Origin of the sequence: Streptosporangium sp. NPDC020072, from assembly GCF_040631445.1 — a bacterium.
In the GTDB taxonomy this organism is placed as follows: Bacteria; Actinomycetota; Actinomycetes; order Streptosporangiales; family Streptosporangiaceae; genus Streptosporangium.
In genome coordinates, this window is the sequence record NZ_JBEYAB010000005.1 from 442373 (window position 1) to 460605 (window position 18233).

At 70.7% G+C, this 18233-nt stretch carries 17 protein-coding genes; 6 read left to right on the forward strand and 11 right to left on the reverse strand.

The features are described from left to right. Positions 1-80 precede the first annotated feature (80 nt). The 3 genes from ABZ470_RS14450 (at position 81) to ABZ470_RS14460 (ending at position 4198) form a co-directional block, all read left to right on the forward strand. On the forward strand, positions 81-1190 hold the full coding sequence (locus ABZ470_RS14450; RefSeq protein WP_362911619.1) for a hypothetical protein: 1110 nt from the start codon (positions 81-83) through the stop codon (positions 1188-1190). A gap of 61 nt (positions 1191-1251) precedes the next feature. Then, positions 1252-2004: a Clp protease N-terminal domain-containing protein gene (locus tag ABZ470_RS14455; RefSeq protein ID WP_362911620.1), complete on the forward strand. Its 753-nt coding sequence runs from the start codon at positions 1252-1254 to the stop codon at positions 2002-2004. Positions 2005-2068: 64 nt separating this feature from the next. Continuing rightward, entirely contained in the window at positions 2069-4198 is a 2130-nt protein-coding gene (locus tag ABZ470_RS14460) for a hypothetical protein (RefSeq protein ID WP_362911621.1), read from the forward strand. Between the two features lie 180 nt (positions 4199-4378). On the opposite strand, the gene ABZ470_RS14465 is transcribed toward ABZ470_RS14460, so the two are convergent. The 3 genes from ABZ470_RS14465 to ABZ470_RS14475 all read right to left on the reverse strand — a co-directional run bounded on the left by ABZ470_RS14465 (position 4379) and on the right by ABZ470_RS14475 (position 8264). Continuing rightward, complete coding sequence (locus tag ABZ470_RS14465; protein WP_362911622.1) at positions 4379-4654, reverse strand: carbohydrate-binding protein; 276 nt, start codon at positions 4652-4654, stop codon at positions 4379-4381. A gap of 257 nt (positions 4655-4911) precedes the next feature. Further along, a complete protein-coding gene (locus ABZ470_RS14470; RefSeq protein ID WP_352016163.1) occupies positions 4912-6159 on the reverse strand; it encodes a class I SAM-dependent RNA methyltransferase in 1248 nt (415 codons plus the stop codon). A gap of 62 nt (positions 6160-6221) precedes the next feature. Continuing rightward, the gene (locus ABZ470_RS14475) at positions 6222-8264 is read right to left on the reverse strand and encodes an APC family permease (RefSeq protein ID WP_362775473.1); all 2043 of its coding nucleotides are present in this window, start codon (positions 8262-8264) and stop codon (positions 6222-6224) included. A gap of 115 nt (positions 8265-8379) precedes the next feature. On the opposite strand from ABZ470_RS14475, the gene ABZ470_RS14480 reads away from it, so the two are divergent. Together ABZ470_RS14480 and ABZ470_RS14485 are read left to right on the forward strand one after the other, a co-directional pair. Beyond that, positions 8380-9045, forward strand: coding sequence for a TrkA family potassium uptake protein (locus ABZ470_RS14480; protein ID WP_352016165.1), 666 nt, complete (start codon positions 8380-8382; stop codon positions 9043-9045). Then, entirely contained in the window at positions 9045-9713 is a 669-nt protein-coding gene (locus ABZ470_RS14485) for a TrkA family potassium uptake protein (protein ID WP_352016166.1), read from the forward strand. Before ABZ470_RS14480 ends, ABZ470_RS14485 begins: the two co-directional genes overlap by 1 nt. A gap of 66 nt (positions 9714-9779) precedes the next feature. Here the strand turns inward: ABZ470_RS14485 and ABZ470_RS14490 are convergent, their stop codons facing one another. From ABZ470_RS14490 to valS, 7 genes are all read right to left on the reverse strand, one after another. Continuing rightward, the gene (locus ABZ470_RS14490) at positions 9780-10442 is read right to left on the reverse strand and encodes a DUF3159 domain-containing protein (protein ID WP_352016209.1); all 663 of its coding nucleotides are present in this window, start codon (positions 10440-10442) and stop codon (positions 9780-9782) included. Positions 10443-10474: 32 nt separating this feature from the next. Beyond that, positions 10475-10867: an OB-fold nucleic acid binding domain-containing protein gene (locus ABZ470_RS14495; RefSeq protein ID WP_352016167.1), complete on the reverse strand. Its 393-nt coding sequence runs from the start codon at positions 10865-10867 to the stop codon at positions 10475-10477. Positions 10868-10915: 48 nt separating this feature from the next. Then, positions 10916-11617 carry a DUF3710 domain-containing protein gene (locus ABZ470_RS14500; RefSeq protein WP_352016168.1) on the reverse strand — a complete coding sequence of 234 codons (702 nt, stop codon included), beginning with the start codon at positions 11615-11617 and terminating at the stop codon, positions 10916-10918. A gap of 48 nt (positions 11618-11665) precedes the next feature. Then, entirely contained in the window at positions 11666-12109 is a 444-nt protein-coding gene (gene dut, locus ABZ470_RS14505; protein ID WP_352016169.1) for a dUTP diphosphatase, read from the reverse strand. Beyond that, positions 12106-12363: a hypothetical protein gene (locus ABZ470_RS14510; protein ID WP_362911623.1), complete on the reverse strand. Its 258-nt coding sequence runs from the start codon at positions 12361-12363 to the stop codon at positions 12106-12108. Before ABZ470_RS14510 ends, dut begins: the two co-directional genes overlap by 4 nt. Before the next feature lie 11 nt (positions 12364-12374). Next, entirely contained in the window at positions 12375-13577 is a 1203-nt protein-coding gene (locus ABZ470_RS14515) for an AI-2E family transporter (RefSeq protein WP_352016171.1), read from the reverse strand. Positions 13578-13851: 274 nt separating this feature from the next. Then, complete coding sequence (valS, locus tag ABZ470_RS14520) at positions 13852-16353, reverse strand: valine--tRNA ligase (protein ID WP_362911624.1); 2502 nt, start codon at positions 16351-16353, stop codon at positions 13852-13854. 129 nt (positions 16354-16482) lie between these two features. On the opposite strand from valS, the gene ABZ470_RS14525 reads away from it, so the two are divergent. Then, on the forward strand, positions 16483-16779 hold the full coding sequence (locus ABZ470_RS14525; RefSeq protein ID WP_352016173.1) for a DUF4235 domain-containing protein: 297 nt from the start codon (positions 16483-16485) through the stop codon (positions 16777-16779). 63 nt (positions 16780-16842) lie between these two features. Here the strand turns inward: ABZ470_RS14525 and ABZ470_RS14530 are convergent, their stop codons facing one another. Then, positions 16843-18216: a trehalose-6-phosphate synthase gene (locus ABZ470_RS14530; protein WP_352016174.1), complete on the reverse strand. Its 1374-nt coding sequence runs from the start codon at positions 18214-18216 to the stop codon at positions 16843-16845. Positions 18217-18233 lie beyond the last annotated feature (17 nt).

An 18233-nucleotide genomic window follows, 5' to 3' on the forward strand; every position in this document is an offset into this window, starting at 1 on the left:
TACCGTTCATTCTTCGGTGCGCAAAGTGACCGTACAGGCACCCATCGCAACCGTTCTGTGCCGTCGAGGAGGGAGATCCCATGCCGGTGGCGACAGAGTCGGCGACCGGGCCGGAGGCAGGTCCGAAGCCCGGAGCCACCACCCGCCGCGTCCGCGAACCCGGCACTCCGCCGCGTTCCCTCGTCGCGCTCGCCTCCCTGGCCCTCGCCGCGGGGACGGGCGCCGCCCTCTGGGTGCTGCCCGGCGGGGCCGTACGGCCCGCGCGGGCCCAGCGACCGGTCGCTCCCCCGCCCGTCCCGGTCCCCGCCCCGCTCGCCTCGGCCCCCGTCCCGTCTCCCGCCGGGCGGCCCGGTCCCGTCGCACGCCCCTCGGGGTTCGTGACGTTCGTCGACGCCGCCAGAAACCCGTCGTTCACGGCGCCGTTCACGCCCCCGGGGCCGTCCGCGCCCGGCCGGGTGCACTGGTTCACCCTGGGACACCTCACCGCGGGCGAGGACGGCTGCACCCCCGAGTGGAACGGGCGGGACCCGGGTCTGTCACCCGCCGGACGCCTGGCGCGCCTGCGGGCCTCCGGTGGGGAGGCGGGACTCGTCTTCGGCGGTCCCGGAGGCAGGGAACTGGCCGCCACCTGCGCCGACCTCGGGCGCCTCACCGACGCCTACCGGCGCGCGGTGAACGCCTCAGGCGCGGGCTACGTCGACTTCGAACTCGGCGGAGGCGACAACGAGGCGACCGTCCTGCGCCGCGCGGCGGCCATCGCGTCCCTGCAGCGTGAGGCCGCCGCGGCGGGCGGGACCCTCACGGTGAGCTTCACCCTGCCCGCGGACGGCGACGGTCTCAGCCTCGCCGACCAGCGGATGCTCAGGGTCACCCGGGAGCACGGGGCCGAGATCTCCGCGGTCAACCTCCTGGTCCCGATCCGGAGCGGTCCCGGGCGTCGCTCCCGGCTGCGGCCGATCGCCGAGGCCGTACGGGCGGCCCATCCCCAGGTCGTCAGGTCCCTGGGCAGGACGGGCACGGGGCACCGGATCGCCCTGTCCCCGTTCCTGAGCGGCGCGAAGGACCTGACCTCCGCCGACGCCCGCAAACTGGTCGCCTTCAGCGCCCGCGAGGGGATGGCCTGGCTGTCCACCAGGGGAGCCGCCCCCTCCTGGCGCGTGTCCCGCCTGCTGGCGGGCCTGGCCCACTAGACAGACACCCCACATGGGGTTATACATGCGCCGCAGTCCTCGTCGAACCCACAGGGGAGACATGCCGAAGATCAACGTGTATCTGCCCGACGAACTGGCCGAGGCGGTCAAGGCTGCGGGGGTCCCGGTCTCCGCCGTCTGCCAGCGTGCCCTGGAGCAGGCCGTACGGCGTATCACCGCCATCAGGGAGACCGGGCTCGGCTCTCCGGGACTCGACGGCTCCGGCGCCCGCTTCGCGAGTTTCACCCCCCGAGCCCGTACGGCGGTGAGCCTCGCGCTTGAGGAGGCACGCGCGGGCGGGGCCGCCGAGGTCGGCACCGAGCACCTGCTGGGCGGCCTGCTCGCCGAGGGCACCAACCTGGCCCTGCACGTCCTGCGCGCCGTGGAGGTCGATCCCGGGCAGGTACGGCGTGAGCTGGACGCCCTCGGCGGGAACGGCACCGTGTCCGCCACCCCGGCGCGATTCAGCGGGCCCGCGGCCGCAGCCCTCGAACTGACCGTCTCCGACGCCATCGCCCTGGGACACAACTACGTCGGGTGCGAGCACCTGCTCCTCGGCCTGGTCGCGGAGCCGGAGGGAACGGCGGGACGCGTCCTGCGGAGGCTCGGCGCCGAACCGAGGCTGACCCGCCGCGCCGTCACCGCCGCGCTGGCGGGCTACGTCCACCTCAGGGCGCAGGACCAGGCCGCGGCCGAACGGCCGCCGAGGTCTTCGCCGGAATCCCTGTCCGAGGCCGTCCGCCGGGAGCTGCGGCCCATCGTCCAGCGCCTGGAACGGCTTGAGGAACGGCTCGGCCGGCCCGCGGAGGGGTGAGGGCACCCAGACTGTCCCGAAAAATCCCCTGAAGCCGGACATGTAACGGCTATAGGGTTCGCCCGTGGACAATCTTGAAAGCCTCGTCATCACGAGACGGCTTCGGGTCCCCGTCGACACCCCGCACGAGGCCGCGCCAGGGTGGGGGGAGGTGGCCGCCCGCCAGCTCGACGCCGCGTTGCTGAGCGTCGGCTTCACCTGCTCGGCCGCGCTGCTCGAACGCCTGTCGAGCCTGCCCGGCGAGGAGGTTATCGATCTCGGCGCACGGGTCGTGTCCGTCGTCCGCGGCCTGGTCGGCGACCACGTCCAGCACAACGCCTACTTCGTCGACTTCCCGAGGAACGTGCCGGACACCCTGGAGTTCTGGGCCGGCATGCTCCACGAGGCCCTGCTCGACCCGGCCGCCGCGGACCGCCTCCGGGGCCCCGCGCTCAACCTGCTCGAACTGCCCGACTACGGCCGTTACCAGCACACCTACGCGGACCTGCTCGCCGCCCACGCCGAGCTCGTCCCGCTCGCCGGAGACCGGGTGACCGTGCTCGACCTGGGCGGAAGCCTGCAGGACGAGGCCCGGGAGCTGTACTTCTCGCTGGCGGGCTCCGAGGTGCCGCCGGCCGTCGAGGACCTGGCCGCGCTGCGCGCCCTGGCCGCCTTCTGCGTCGCCTCCGGGACCGATCACCCCGAGCGTGTTCCCGTGCGGGAGAACCGCGCGGTCCTCAACGAGGTACGGCTGGCCGCCGACCTGCCCCTCCTCGTCGACACGGTGACCGACGTGCTCAGGCTCGCCTGCGGCCTGTCCGGAGGCGACGTCACGCTGGCCGTGCCCACGAGGTTCCGTTCGTTCCGCCGCGCCGAGCGCCGGGCCCTGCTGCGGGCCCTGGACTCGGTGGCCACCCCGGCCGGGCTCGGCGACGTGTCACGTCTCCGGGAGCGGTGGAAGCGGCTCGGGGAACGGCTGCACCCCCACGAGCACCCCGGCTTCCCACGCGCCGCCCGGGTCTTCGAGGTGGCCAGGGGCGACCTGCGGGTCGCGGGAACCGGCAGCCGGGTCGAGGCGGCCCTGGCCGCGGGCCGTACGGCCGAGGCCGTCGAGCTGCTGGAGAACGCGCCCGGGGCGCTGTTGCGCCGCCTCGACCACCTGCTGCGGACCGGGTCCGACGAGCGTGCGGTGTTCGAGGCCGTGGAGAGGGCGGTCACCGGCGCCTCCGGCCGTGTCCTGCTGTCCCTGCGCGAGCACATGCAGAACCGGCTCGTCCCCGCCGCCGGGCGTGTCTTCGTCAACCGGCACGCCAGGGCGTGGACGGCCCCCGACCTCCGTCCGCCGCTCGCCGGGGAGGTCCTGACGCGGGTGCTGGCCGTACTGGACGCCGAGATCGTCCGGCGGCTCCCGGACCCCGGTGAGCTGGTCGTCGATCCCGACGCGCTGGACGTCGCCCTGCCGCTGTCCGCCAAGGCCGTCTCCCCCGGGCTCGGCATGCTGCCCCGCGGCTCGCTCTCAGCGGTCGACGGCGAGCTGCTCAGGTTCTTCGTGCACTGGCGCGAGGCCAGGCGGCGCACCGACTACGACCTGTCGGCGCTCATGCTCGACGCCTCCTACGGCTCCCCTGAGCACGTCTCGTGGACGAACCTCGCCAACGGCTTCGCCCGGTACTCCGGTGACCTCACCGAGGCTCCCGCGCCGCACGGCGCCTCGGAGTTCATCGACATCCGGCTCGCCGAGTCGACCCGTCCGATCGTCATCCCCCAGGTCAACGTCTTCTCCGGGGAGTCGTTCGACGAGGCGGCCGAGGCGTTCTTCGGCTACATGACGAGAGACGCCGCGCAGGAGGGCATGCCCTTCGAGCCGCGTACCGTGCGGATGAAGTCGGACCTGCGCGGGTCGGGGCAGATCGCCCTGCCGCTCGTCTTCCTGCGCGGCGACGACGGCCACTGGCGGGTGAAGTGGCTGCACCTCTACCTGAGGGGCTATCCCCAGTTCAACCGGGTCGAGGACAACCGGCTCACCGCCTCACTGCTGGTGCGCTCGATCGTGGAGCGCGACTACCTACGGGTGCGTCACCTGGTCGAGCTGTGGCGCGCGAAGGGGCCCTCCACCGGGCGGCACGTCACCTACATCGGGTTTGAGGCGTCGGCGGCGCCGCCGGGTGCCCGGGTCCACACTCCGGCGACGCTGCACGAGGTGATCCCCGCCTGATAGGGTGTGGCCGCGAGGCCATGAGGGGACTTCCTTCTCACCATTTCCCGGTAGTCTCCCCGCTCTCCTCGCGGTCCGGTCGTGAGGCCATTCGAGGGCTTCCTTCTTCCTGGTTCGATTCCAGGTAGGCCCCATGGGCCTACTGGCGCTCAGCCCCCGAGCCTTCCTCATGACCGGTTTCTACATCTGCTGCCACAGAGGGGGCGTCGTGTCCGGCTCCCATTCGGGCAGCGAGGTGTGCGCCTGCAGGCAACGGTAGGTGGCGCCGTGATAGGCGACTATTTCTCCCACCTCGTACGGGAAATAGGTCCTCCACACGATGCTGGTGAAAGAGTTGTCGGCTTGGGCGACAGTCGGCCCGCCGGGAACGTCGGCGGCGGCGGGCGGGACGACGGCCAGGACGCCTGCGGCCAGTGCCGCCGCGAGCACGACGGCATGGGGTCTTCGGAGGTTCACCACGGTCTCCTCATGAGATCCATCGGGACACCTCAATGTGACTACCGGCCTCCCCGGGCGAGAAGCTCGCATTTCTCCATATTTCGGGCGAATGGTCGCCCCGCCCACGCCCTTCCGGACAGCCGCGCGTCCACGTCGTGGAATGCCGGCAGGGCCTCCACGGGGAGAGAGCCGGCCACGCCCGCGTGCGGCGCTTCCCGGTTCAAGGACATGACGGCGCCCCCGCCCTGAAGGCGGGGGCGGTTCCCCGCCGGAGGCTAGGTCGGGTCGCCGACCAGCAGGGCGACGCACTCCACGTGGTGGGTCATCGGGAACGCGTCGAAGGCTCGCAGGTCGGCGAGGCGGTAGGAACGGTCGCCGAACCAGGCCAGGTCACGGGCCATCGTCGCCGGGTCGCAGGAGACGTAGACGATCCTGGTGGCCCCGAGGGCGGCGAGCTGCTCGACGACCTCGCGGCCGAGACCGGCGCGGGGCGGGTCCACGACGACCAGGTCGGCGCGCTCGATGCCGAAGCGGTCGAGGGCGTTCTCCACCCGGCCCCTGGCGAAGCGGGCCTGGGGCAGGTCGCGCAGGTTGCGCTCGGCGTCCCGTACGGCCACCGACTCCGACTCGACGCCGAAGACCGCGCCCTCCGGGCCGACCGCCTCGGCCAGGCCCGCGGCGAACAGGCCGACACCGCAGTACAGGTCGAGGGCCCACTCCCCGGGACGTGGGGCGGCGAACTCCATGACCGCGCCGAGCAGGGTCTCCGCGGCGCCGGGGTGGACCTGCCAGAAGCCGCTGCCCGTGACCTGGAAGTCGCGTTCGCCGACCCGCTCGACGAGATGGTTGCGGCCGTGGACGACACGGCTTCTGCCCCCGCCCTCGTCCACGAAGACGGCCACGCTCGCGTCGATGTCGGGCACCGCGACCGTACGGCGCGGCCTGGGGGCGATCACGACGGCCTGGTCGCCGGTGTTCGAGGCGATGACCTCGACCGAGGAGGCGTTGCGCCAGTTCATGACCTCCGCCCCGACGTTCTCCACCTCCGGGTGGGCGATCAGGCAGGCGTCGATCGGCTCGATGTCGTGGGAGCGGTGGCGCCGCAGGCCGAGGACGCCGTCGCGGTCGACGGCGAACTGAACCCGGGTGCGCCAGCCGAGCCCGTCGGGGGCGCCGGGCACCTCCTCGACGACGCCCTTCCACTCGATCCCGGCGAGCCTGCCCAGCTGTTCGGCGACCACGGCGGTCTTCAGCAGGCGCTGGGCGTCGAGGGAGGCGTGCTGCCAGTCGCAGCCCCCGCAACGGCCGGGACCCGCGAACGGGCACGGCGGGGTCACCCGGTCCGGGGAGGGGTCGAGGATCTCGACCGCGTCGGCCCGCAGGAACCGGGTGGTCTCCTCGGTGATCTCGGCCAGGACGCGCTCACCGGGGAGCGCGTGCCGTACGAAGACCACCCTGCCGTCATGGCGCGCGACGCACCAGCCACCGTGCGCGACGGGTCCCACCGTCAGTTCGATCGCCATCGTCACGCCCCCAGGTCTTTCGTCGGTCCGGCCTCCTCGTGATCACGAGTGCATACGAAAGGTTATGCCTTCGCGCCCTGGTCCCGAGCCATCTCGTGCCGGGGGCGCCTCACCGCGCCGGGGGCGGCGGGCTCGGGACGGCCCTTGAGCCGGTCGGAGGAGTGCAGCTGCCAGGGGACGCTGGTGACCATCACGCCCGGCTGGAAGAGCAGGCGCCCCTTGAGCCGCAGCGCGCTCTGGTTGTGCAGCAGGTGCTCCCACCAGCGGCCCACGACGTACTCCGGGATGTACACGGTCACCACGTCGCGAGGCGAACGGCGCCGCAGCGACTTGACGTACTCCAGGATCGGCCGGGTGATCTCCCGGTAGGGCGAGTCCAGCATCTTCAGCGGGACCGGGATGCCCCTGCGCTCCCACTCCTCCTGCAGGGCCCGCGCGTCCTCGCCTTCGACGCCGACGGTGACGGCCTCAAGCGTCGAGGGCCGGGTCGCCCTGGCGTAGCTGAGCGCGCGCAACGTGGGCTTGTGGATCTTGGAGACCAGGACGATGGCGTGGTTGCGGGCGGGCAGCATCGACTCGTCCACCTGGAGATCCTCGTCGACCGCGAGTTCGGCGGCCACGTTCTCGTAGTGGCGGTGGATGCCCTTCATGATCAGGAACAGCGTCGGCATGGCGACGCAGACGATCCAGGCGCCGTGGGTGAACTTGGTCAGCAGCACGACCACCAGCACCACACCGGTCATGACGGCGCCGAAGAAGTTGATGACCCGCGAGCGCTTCATCTGCGCCCTGGTCTTCGGCGCGGTCTCGGTCTTCAGGTGCCTGGTCCAGTGCCTGACCATGCCGATCTGGCTCAGCGTGAAAGAGACGAAGACGCCGACGATGTAGAGGTTGAGCAGGCGGCTGACGTCCGCCTGGAACCCCCACAGCAGCAGGCAGGCGCCCGCGGCCAGGATGACGATACCGTTGGAGAAGGCCAGCCGGTCTCCCCTGGTGTGCAGCTGACGGGGCAGGTAGCGGTCCTGGGCCAGGATGGAGCCGAGCACCGGGAAGCCGTTGAAGGCCGTGTTGGCCGCCAGGAACAGGATGAGGGCCGTCACCGCGGAGATCACGATGAAGAACAGCGAGCCGTTGCCGAAGACCGCGTCCGCGACCTGGGCGATGATCGGCTGCTGGTAGTAGTCCGGGCCCGCGGGCTTGCCGTTGATGAGCACGTCGCGGGCGGCGGTGGCCGGGTCGGCGAGCTTGACGCCGGAGGCCAGGCCGAGCGCGATGATGCCGACGAACATCGTGACCGCGATCAGGCCCATCATCAGCAGGGTCGTCGCGGCGTTCTTGCTCTTCGGTTTGCGGAAGGCGGGCACGCCGTTGCTGATCGCCTCGACACCGGTCAGCGCCGCACAGCCGGAGGAGAAGGCCCGCAGGATCAGGAACGCCGCGGCCAGCGAGGTCAGGTCGGTCTGTTCGGCGACGATCTGGTACCCGGCGGTCGGCGCGCGCAGTTCCTCGCCCATGACCAGCAGCCGGAACCCTCCCCACAGGACCAGGCCGATGACCGAGACCATGAAGGCGTAGGTGGGGACCGCGAACGCCACACCGGACTCGCGGATGCCACGCAGATTGACCAGTGTGAGCAGCACGACGATGGTGATGGCGACCAGCGGCTTGTGCTCGGCGACATAGGGGATCGTCGCGCCGACGTAGTCGACCCCGTTGGCCACGGAGACCGCGACCGTCAGCACGTAGTCGACCATGAGGGCGCTGGCGACGGTCAGACCGGCGTTGGGCCCCAGGTTGACCGTGGCGACCTCGTAGTCCCCGCCTCCGCTGGGGTAGGCGTGCACGTTCTGCCGGTAGGACGCCACCACCGTGAGCATCACCAGGACGACCGCGATGGCCACCCAGGGAGCGAAGTGATAGAACGATAGTCCGGCGATGGAGAGGATTACGAGAATCTCCTGCGGCGCGTAGGCGACCGAGGAGAGCGCGTCACTCGCGAAAACCGGCAGCGCGATGCGCTTGGGGAGCAATTGCTCGTGTAACTGCGTGCTGCGCAGCGCGCGCCCGATGAACAGGCGCTTGACGAGGTCCGTCACCTTTGACACGTCTGCCGATGCTAGTCCCCATCCATACGCCCCGCTGACGCGGCACTCCCGAAGCGGGCCATACTGACTAGGTACATACGAACAAGATCCGCCTCAATGTGAGCGGCGGGGGAGCATGCATATCGTGATCATGGGATGTGGCCGGGTCGGATCGACTCTGGCGCACATCCTTGAGGACAGCGGCCACTCGGTCGCGATCATCGACCGTGACCCACAGGCCTTCCGCAGGCTGCGAGCCGGTTTCCGGGGACGCCGGGTGACCGGCATCGGCTTCGACCGGGACGTGCTGGAGGAGGCGGGCATCGGAACCGCCAGCGCCTACGTCGCGGTCAGCAGCGGCGACAACTCCAACATCATCTCCGCCAGGGTCGCCCGCGAGACCTTCGGCGTGGACAACGTGGTCGCCCGGATCTACGACCCCCGGCGCGCCGAGGTCTACCAGCGTCTCGGCATCCCCACCGTCGCCACGGTGCGCTGGACCGCCGACCAGATCCTGCGGCGTGTCCTGCCCGAGGGGACCGAACCCCTCTGGCGCGACCCCACCGGCTCCGTCGTGCTGGCCGAGGTGGCCTACCACCCCGCCTGGATCGGCACCAGGAGCAAGGACCTGGAGGAGGCCGCGGGCACCCGTGTCGCGTTCATCAACCGGATGGGCGAGACCCTGCTGCCCAAGAACGACTCCGTGGTGCAGGAAGGCGACATCCTGCACGTCATGGCGGCCGAGAACGACATGGAGCGCATCAACAAGGTGCTCTCCGGCCCTCCCGAGGGGAGCCACTGATGCGCGTCACCATCGCGGGCGCCGGAGCCGTCGGACGGTCCATCGCCGCCGAACTCCTGGAGAACGGCCACGAGGTCCTGCTCATCGACATCGACCCCAAGGCCATCAAGATCGACACCGTGCCGAGGGCGGAGTGGCTGCTCGCCGACGCCTGCGAGATCTCCTCCCTGGACGAGGCGGGCCTGGCCGACTGTCACGTGGTCGTGGCCGCCAGCGGTGACGACAAGGTCAACCTCGTCGTCTCCCTTCTCGCCAAGACCGAGTACGGCGTGCCGCGCGTGGTGGCCAGGATCAACCACCCCAAGAACGAGTGGCTGTTCAACGAGTCGTGGGGCGTCGACGTGGCCGTCTCGACCCCGAGGCTGCTGAGCGCGCTGGTCGAGGAGGCGGTGAGCGTCGGCGACCTGGTCCGCCTGATGACCTTCCGCCAGGGACAGGCCAACCTGGTCGAGCTCACCCTGCCCGAGGACGCCCCGGTCGTCGGCCACCGGGCGGGCTCGGTGCCCTGGCCCGCAGACACCGCGCTGGTGGCGATCCTGCGCGAGGGCCGGGTGCTGGTGCCCAGCGCCGACGACCCCCTTGAGGCGGGCGACGAGCTGATGTTCGTGGCCAGCCAGGAGGTCGAGGAGGAACTGGGCAGGTTGCTGTCCCCGCACCGCTCCGCCTGACCCCCTCACACGCGAAACGGTCCCGTACGGCTTGGCCGTACGGGACCGTTCTTCGTCACAGGGTCGTCACGGGGAGGCGGGCGTGGCCGGGGTCCTGCCTCTGGCCAGCAGCCAGACCATCGCGCCCAGGGCCGCGACCTGCAACGGCCAGCCCATCACGATCTTCAGGATGCCGAGTTCGGCGACCGCGTCGTTCCCGCCGATGAGGTAGACGGGCAACTGCACGGCCACCCGCACCACACAGGGGATCATCAGCAGCCAGGTGAGCCTGGAGCACAGGCGCACCACGGCCGGGTCGGCGCGCCAGGCGGTCGGATCACCGGTGACCGACCCGATCAGGAAGCCGACCACCGGCCAGCGGACGACGATCGACAACAGCATCGCCACCGCGTAGCCCGCGTTGTAGAGGATGCCGGGCAGGAACACGTCCTTCGCCTCACCCGTCCGGGAGGCGAAGAACGCGCCGATGGCGATGCCGAACAGGCTGTTGAGCACGAACTGCGGCGTCGAGCGCTGCAGCACGCGCGCCAGCAGCAGGACGACCGAGGTGGAGACGCTGACGATCAACGACGTCCTCAGGTCGGATGTGGTGATCCACATCAGCGTGAAGACGATCGTGGGCACGGCGGCCTCGATGGTCCCCCGTACGCCGCCGAAGGCCTTGGCGAGCTGCCCGCGCATCGCCGCCTCGACGGTCACGTACGCCGCGTTCTCCTCGGTGGTGCTCATCTTCTCGCTCACCGCTCCGTGGTCGTCTTCACTCACGCACCGCCCGCCGGGCGCAGCTCGTACTTGGGGTTGAACATCACCTTGCGCCCGTCCTGAAGGCTGACCAGCCCCTCGGCGAGCACCATCCTGCCCGGCTCGATCCCCGCGATCTTCCTACGTCCGAGCCAGACCAGGTCGATCACGTCGGAACCGTCGTAGAGCTCCGCCTCAAGGGCGGGCGCGCCGCCACGGGGGCGCAACGTGACCGTACGTAGCGTACCGGTTACGCAGAATCTGCGTCGCCCGCCACAGGAGACGATCGGCGTCGCGCCGTGACGATCGAGGTCCTGCTGGAGCTCGTCGGCCTCCAGTTCCGCCTGGCTCGTCGTCAGCCGACGGAGGAAGCCTCGAAATCCGCCCTGTTTATGCGGTTCCTGAGAACCCACGACCTCTCCTTCGCATACGTGTTGAATCAGCGTACGCGATCCCTCACGTCAGCGGATCTCGGCGATCTCAGGACCGCGTTCGAAGGGGTTGAGGTCGGGCACCTCCTGCTCGGCGGCCTGTTGTTCCGCGGCCTGCCTGGCCTCGGGAGGAAGCCGAAGCTCGATCGACTCCTTCGGGGCCATCGGCTCGTCGCCGCGGACCACGACGATGTCGCCGACCACCCCTTCCAGGACCGCGGCGACCTCCTCGTCCACGACCGCGCGGCCGCTGACCACCGCGCGCAGGAACCAGCGCGGACCGTCCACGCCGATATAGCGCACCGGCTGGGGCTCCTGCGCCCCCTCGGCGGGGATGCGCGCGAACAGTTCGACCCCGAACGGGCCCTCGCGCTCCTCGACCGTGCCGCCCGCGGCGCGCACCCCCTCGGCGAGGTCGGTACGGACCTCGTCCCAGATCCCGCTGCGCCTGGGCGCGGCGAACGCGTGCACCTGCAGGGCGCTGTCCTCGACCATGACGACCGCGCCGACGATGCGGTCGCCGGACAGGTTCAGCTGCACCTCGAAGCCGGAGTCGATGGGCAGGCGCAGCCCGCCGAGATCGACGCGTTCCCGCTCCGGATACGACTCACCCGAGTCCCACGGCCCCGAGGGGCGGCTGCGAGGCTCCTCGACGGCCTTCTCGCTCTGCGCGGCCTTCTCCGCGGTGGCCGGGGGCTCCTCGCGACGGCGCCGTTTGAACACTTTCCTCACGCTCCTTGAGAGTTCACTGGAGGCTCGCCACCCGGGCCCTGCCCCGCATCAGCGTCCGGTGGACCCGAACCCGCCGGCGCCCCGCGCCGAGCCGGGCAGCCGGTCCACCTCGTAGAACACCGCCTTCTCCACCCGCTGGACGACGAGCTGCGCGATGCGGTCTCCCCTGCGCAGCCGTACGGCCTCCTTGGTGTCGGTGTTGATCAGCGTCACCCTGATCTCGCCCCGGTAGCCCGCGTCCACGGTGCCGGGCGCGTTCACGAGTGTCACCCCGTGCCGGGCGGCCAGGCCCGAACGCGGATGGACGAACGCGGCGTATCCGTCGGGCAGGGCGATCGCCACACCGGTGCCGACCGTGACCCGCTCGCCCGGAAGCAGCTCGACGTCCTCGACGGCGCGCAGATCGGCTCCCGCGTCACCGGGATGGGCGTACGACGGCATGGGCAGGTCGGTGTCGAGCCGGTGGATCAACACCTCGACTTTGCCGGTCACGGGTTCCCCTCGTCATCGTGGTGCTCGTCGGTGACCGCCCGGCCGTCGGCGCGGGCGGAGCGCTCCCCGTCCACGCCGGCGCGCTCGCCGATGCGGAACGCGACGACGCGTGTGGCGGCCGGGCCGTACGGACCGCCGCGACGTCCCTCAGCCTCACGGTACGCCTTCCGGCCCGCGCCGGAGGCACACCTGTCACGCGTGGACGGCGACGGGCCGCCGTGTGCGAAAGCGGAGCACGAGGTGGAACGGGTCACGGAGGAGAACGTTACCCGTTGTGCTGGGCGGACTCCTCATTCACGGCGGAGTCCGGCCCCGGAGTCACCGTCTCGGCGCCCGTCGGCTCGTCTCCCCGCTCCTCCCCCGGCTCGTCCGCCGGTGGCGGGTGCTCCGGCGCGGCGGGCAGGGCGATCGGCGGGTCGGCCATGAGTTCGGGGATCGCCCGGTAGATGACGGCGGCGACCGGGACCGCGACCGCCGCCCCGGCGATGCCCGCCAGGATGCCGCCGACGGCCAGCACCAGGATGATCGCCAACGGGTGGAAGCTCAGCGCCCTGCCGACGATCAGCGGCTGCAGGACGTGGTTCTCCAGCTGCTGCTCGACGATCAGGATGCCGAGGAAGATCAGAGCGTAGATCGGGCCCTTCGCCCCCAGGGTGACCAGGGTCGCGACGCCTCCGGCGAAGAAGATGCCGACGATCGGGATGAAGCTGGCCAGGAAGATCATCACCGCGAGCGGAGCCCAGAGCGGCACGCCCATCCCGGCGAGCACGATGCCCATGACCACGCCGTGCACGGCGGCAACCGCCACGGTGCCCTGCACGTAGTGCGACAGGGTCACCCAGGCCGTACGGCCCGCCTTGTCCACCCGGGGCGCCGCCGAGCCGAAGCCCTTCAGGAACCAGCTCCAGATGCGGTCGCCGTCCTTCAGCAGGAAGAAGGTGACGAACATCAGCAGCACGATGGAGGCGAGCACCTCGAAGGCGACCGTCGCGCCGGTGAGCACGGTCTGGGTGATCTGGTTGCGTTGCGCGGTGATCTGGGTGGTGATCTCGTCGATCCAGGAGGTCAGCTGGTTGGGCTGCAGGTGCAGGGGGCCGGTGTAGAGCCACTGCTCGACGGTCTTCGAGGTGGCGCGCACCTGGTCGACCAGGCCGGGGAACTCGTCGTTGGCCCGCAGGCCGATGAACCAGCCCGTGCCGCCCAGCACCCCGAAGGCCACCAGCATCGTGATCCAGGTGGCGTATATGGGGCGGACGCCGACCGCCCTGAGTCTGCGGGTCACCGGGAACAGCAGCGCGGTCAGCAGCAGCGCGATGGCCACCGGCAGGACCACGATGTGCAGTGTCGCGATGAACTGCGCGAAGTAGAAGACCGCCCAGCCGATGACGATCAGGCAGAGGCACCAGACCGCCACTCGCAGCAAGGTGCGCGGCACGAGGTTCGTCAGGCGTTCCCGATCGGAGATCACCCTTCCAGACTGTCATGCCACGGCCTGTGACGCGCATGGTTATCGGCCCAACACGCAAAGCCGCGGCACCGGACCGTAAGAAGGCCGTGGGGCCCGGCGGGCCCCACGGCGGGTGGATCAACGCTCTCCCGGCGGCCGGGTGATCACCCTGTCGTCGAGGTAACAGTCACAGTTGCCGCAACCCGGGATCATGTCCTCCTCCTCACCTGCTCGTGTCTCGACCGTACGGCAGGAGCCCGGGACGGCAAGGGAAGATTCGCGTGCGGCCGGGGACTCAGACGAGGGTGACCTCGACAAGCAGGTCGCCGTCGCCCTCGGTGAGCACAAACTCCTCGACGACGCCCGCGCCGCACAGGTCGTCCTGCGCCTGGCGCACCAGGCCCGCGGGACCTCCGGTGACGGTCAGCCGGGTGACCTCGGCGCGCATCGACAGTTTGGCGTCCGACTTGGCCTTGCGGACGTGGTGGAGGACCCCGGCCACCGCGGGGAGCAGCCCCCTGTCCCCCTCCCTCTCGGCCAGGCCGTACGCCTGGGGCCAGGCGGCGCGGTGCACCGAGCCCTCACGCCACCAGGACCAGACCTCCTCGGTGACGAAGGGCAGGAACGGGGCGAACAGCCTGAGCATGACGTCCAGCGCCCGGCGCAGCGCGGCGTGCGCCGACCCGGCCGCCGGGTCGTCCCCGTAGGCCCTGAGCTTGACCAGTTCCAGGTAGTCGTCGCAGAACTCCCAGAAGAACCGTTCGGTCCTTTCGAGCGCGCGGGCGTAGTCGTAGGCCTCGAAGGCCCTCGTCGTCTCCTCGACCACCTCGGCGAGCCTGGCCAGCATCGACAGGTCGATCGGCTCGGTGACCTCGCCGCCGTCCTCCCCAAGCCCCAGCACGAACCTGGAGGCGTTCAGGATCTTGATCGCCAGCCTGCGGCCGATCTTGATCTGGCCGGTGTCGAAGGTGGTGTCCGTACCGGGCCGCCCGCAGGCCGCCCAGTAGCGGACCGCGTCGGAGCCGTGCTGTTCGAGCAGCCCGAGCGGGGTGACCACGTTTCCCGCCGACTTGGACATCTTCTTGCGGTCGGGGTCGAGGATCCATCCGGAGATCGCGATGTCGCGCCAGGGCAGGGTGCCCTCCTCCAGGTGCGCCCTGACCACGGTCGAGAACAGCCAGGTGCGGATGATCTCGTGGGCCTGCGGGCGCAGGTCCATCGGGAAGACCCGCGCGAACAGGTCCTCGTCGCGCTCCCAGCCGCCCGCGATCTGCGGGGTGAGTGAGGAGGTCGCCCAGGTGTCCATGACGTCCGGGTCGCCGGCGAAGCCGCCCGGCCTGCCACGCTGCTCCTCGGTGTATCCGGGCGGCGCGTCGGAGGCGGGGTCCATCGGCAGCGCCGACTCCGGCGGCACGATCGGCGAGGAGAGGTCGGGCTCCCCCGTCTCGTCCAGCGGGTACCACAGCGGGATCGGCACGCCGAAGAAGCGCTGCCTGGAGATCAGCCAGTCACCGGACAGGCCCTCGACCCAGTTGTCGTAGCGGACCTTCATGTGCGGCGGATGCCAGGACAGCTCCTCGCCACGGGCCAGCAGCGCCTTCCTGAGGGTCTGGTCCCGCCCGCCGTTGCGGATGTACCACTGCCGGGTGGTGACGATCTCCAGCGGCCGGTCACCCTTCTCGTAGAACTTCACCGGGCGGTTGACCGGCCTGGGCTCGCCCTCCATGTCGCCCCGGGCGCGCAGCAGCTCGACGATCCGCTCGCGGGCGCCGTGCACGGTCCTGCCCGCCAGCTCGCCGTACGGCTCGGCGGGCACGCCGGGAGGTGCCTCGGGCAGCATCCTGCCGTCCCTGCCGACGACGGCCCGGGTCGGCAGGTCCAGCTCGCGCCACCAGACGACGTCGGTGACGTCGCCGAAGGTGCAGATCATGGCGATGCCCGAACCCTTGTCCGGTTCGGCAAGGCGGTGGGCGAGCACCGGCACCTCGACACCGAACAGCGGCGTGGTGACCGTGGTCCCGAACAGCGGACGGTAGCGCTCGTCGTCGGGGTGGGCGACCAGCGCGACGCAGGCGGGCAGCAGCTCGGGCCGGGTCGTCTCGACCCAGACCCGCTCCCCCGCCCCTCCGGCCGGGGTGAAGGCGACACGGTGGAAGGCCCCGGGCCACGGCCTGTCCTCAAGCTCGGCCTGGGCGACGGCCGTACGGAAGGTCACATCCCACAGGGTGGGGGCCTGGGACAGGTAGGCCTCGCCGCGGGCGAGGTTGCGCAGGAAGGCGCGCTGGGAGGCGGCGCGCGCCAGGCCGTCGACGGTCGCGTAGGTCAGCGACCAGTCGACCGAGAGGCCGAGCCTGCGCCAGAGCTCCTCGAAGACCTTCTCGTCCTCGATGGTGAGCCGTTCGCACAGCTCGATGAAGTTGCCGCGGGAGACGGGGATCTGGCGTTTGGCGTCCGGCTTGGCCGGGGGCTGGAAGGCGGGGTCGTAGGGGACGGACGGGTCGCAGCGCACACCGAAGTGGTTCTGCACCCTGCGCTCGGTCGGCAGGCCGTTGTCGTCCCACCCCATGGGATAGAAGACCTCCCGCCCGCGCATGCGCTGGAAGCGGGCGATCGTGTCGGTGTGGGTGTAGGAGAAGACGTGTCCGACGTGCAGGGACCCGGAGACGGTCGGCGGCGGGGTGTCGATGGAGTAGATCTCCGGCCGGGTACGCGTCCTGTCGAAGCGATAGGTGCCCTCGGCCTCCCAGCGGGCCGACCATACGGCTTCCAGCCCGTCGAGAGAAGGCTTCTCGGGCATGGGCGCATGGCGCGGTCGCTGTGGTGTCATGCCTCCCTATGGTATGGCGTCTGGTATGGCGTCGTGTGCCCTCGTGACGGAGGAGACTAGTGTTCTCGTGCGAAGCGAAAACAGCGGGGAGGGGGCCACATGGCCGACAAGTCCGAGAAGCAGGATCTGGCGTGGCGGGTCATCGGCGGCCTCGCGGGGCTGGCGACCGCCTGGGCCGCGCGGAAGGTCATCGGGTTCGCCTGGGAGAAGACCACCGGCAAGAAGCCGCCCGCGGACAACGAGTCGCTGGACATCAGCATGGGTGAGGCGATCGGTTACGCCGTGGTGATGGGGGTCGGCATGCAGGTGGCGCAGATCGTGGTCGCCCGCACCGCCAGGAAGCGCTACGACGCGTGGAAGTCCCTGCGGGGGGCGGCCAAGGAGATCTCGCTCTGACCCGGCCGTGCCCCGCCGCCCGCCGGTCAGGCGGGGACGGGGCGCGGCGCCGTGCGTTCCGGGTCAGGATTCGAGCGAGGCGAGGAACTCCTTGGCCCAGCGATCCACGTCGTAGGTCGCGACCCTCCTGCGCAGTGAGCGCATCCGGCGTGACAGGTCGTGCGGCGTGGCCCGCATCGCGGCGAGCATCGTCCGTTTGAGGCCGTCCACGTCGTAGGGGTTGACCATGAACGCCTGCCGCAGTTCGTCGGCCGCCCCGGCGAACTCGCTGAGCACCAGGGCCCCGCGCAGGTCGTTGCGGCAGGCGATGTACTCCTTGGCGACGAGGTTCATGCCGTCGCGCAGCGGGGTGACCACCATCACGTCGGCCGCCAGGTAGAGCGCGGCCAGCTCCTCCCGGCCGTAGGACTGGTGCATGTACTGCACCGGCTGCTGGCCGAGTTCGCCCTGCTCTCCGTTGATCCGGCCGACCTGGAGCTCGATCGAGTCGCGCAGGCGCATGTACTCCTCGACCCGCTCCCGGCTGGGGGTCGCGATCTGCACGAAGGCCGCCTCCCCCGGTTTGATCGAACCCTCGGACAGGAGTTCGCCGAAGGCCTTCAGGCGCTGGCCGATGCCCTTGGTGTAGTCGAGCCGGTCGACGCCGAGCAGCAGGCACTCGGGGTCGCCGAGCTCGGCGCGGATCTCCTTGGCCCGCTCGGTGATGTGCGGTTCGCGCACCAGCGAGTCGAGCTCCCCGAAGTCGACCGAGATGGGGAAGGCCGCGGCCCGCACCACCCGGTCCTCGACGTAGATCTCGTTCTTGTGGTGCTGGAGGCCGAGCAGCCGGCGGCACAGCCGGATGAAGTTCGACGCGCCGCCGGGGCGCTGGAAGCCGACCATGTCGGCGCCGAGGAGCCCCTCGACGATCTCCCTTCGCCAGGGCAGCTGGGAGAACAACTCGACCGGTGGGAACGGGATGTGCAGGAAGAACCCGATGCGCAGGTCTGGACGGAGTCTGCGGAGCAGGGCCGGGACCAGCTGCAGCTGGTAGTCCTGGATCCACACGACCGCGTTCTCGGCCGCCTCCTCCGCGGCGGCCCTGGCGAAACGCTCGTTGACCGTCCGGTAGGCCTCCCACATGACGCGGGAGTAGACCGGGGGTGCCACCACGTCGTGGTAGAGGGGCCACAGGGTGGTGTTAGAGAAGCCCTCGTAGTAGAGCTCGACCTCCGACTCCGACAGCGGCACGGGGATGAGGTGCATGCCGTCGTGTTCGAAGGGGTCGAGATACTCACCGGGGGCGCCGTGCCAGCCGATCCACGCGCCCTCACGTCGCTGAAGGACGGGAGCGATCGCGGTGACCAGGCCGCCGGGGCTGCGCCGCCACATGTCGTCACCCACACGGTCGACGGGGAGGCGGTTTGCGACGATCAGAAACGAGCTGCGGCCCTGCACAAAATCCTCCAGGTAGT

What these genes read in the sequence shown, in the direction of transcription:
- valS (WP_362911624.1), bottom strand. Translation starts at nt 16,353, where the DNA reads ATGCCCGAGAAGCCTTCTCTCGACGGGCTGGAAGCCGTATGGTCGGCC.
- ABZ470_RS14470 (WP_352016163.1), bottom strand. Translation starts at nt 6,159, where the DNA reads ATGGCGATCGAACTGACGGTGGGACCCGTCGCGCACGGTGGCTGGTGC.
- ABZ470_RS14450 (WP_362911619.1), top strand. Translation starts at nt 81, where the DNA reads ATGCCGGTGGCGACAGAGTCGGCGACCGGGCCGGAGGCAGGTCCGAAG.
- ABZ470_RS14480 (WP_352016165.1), top strand. Translation starts at nt 8,380, where the DNA reads ATGCATATCGTGATCATGGGATGTGGCCGGGTCGGATCGACTCTGGCG.
- ABZ470_RS14490 (WP_352016209.1), bottom strand. Translation starts at nt 10,442, where the DNA reads ATGAGCACCACCGAGGAGAACGCGGCGTACGTGACCGTCGAGGCGGCG.
- ABZ470_RS14525 (WP_352016173.1), top strand. Translation starts at nt 16,483, where the DNA reads ATGGCCGACAAGTCCGAGAAGCAGGATCTGGCGTGGCGGGTCATCGGC.
- ABZ470_RS14485 (WP_352016166.1), top strand. Translation starts at nt 9,045, where the DNA reads ATGCGCGTCACCATCGCGGGCGCCGGAGCCGTCGGACGGTCCATCGCC.
- ABZ470_RS14455 (WP_362911620.1), top strand. Translation starts at nt 1,252, where the DNA reads ATGCCGAAGATCAACGTGTATCTGCCCGACGAACTGGCCGAGGCGGTC.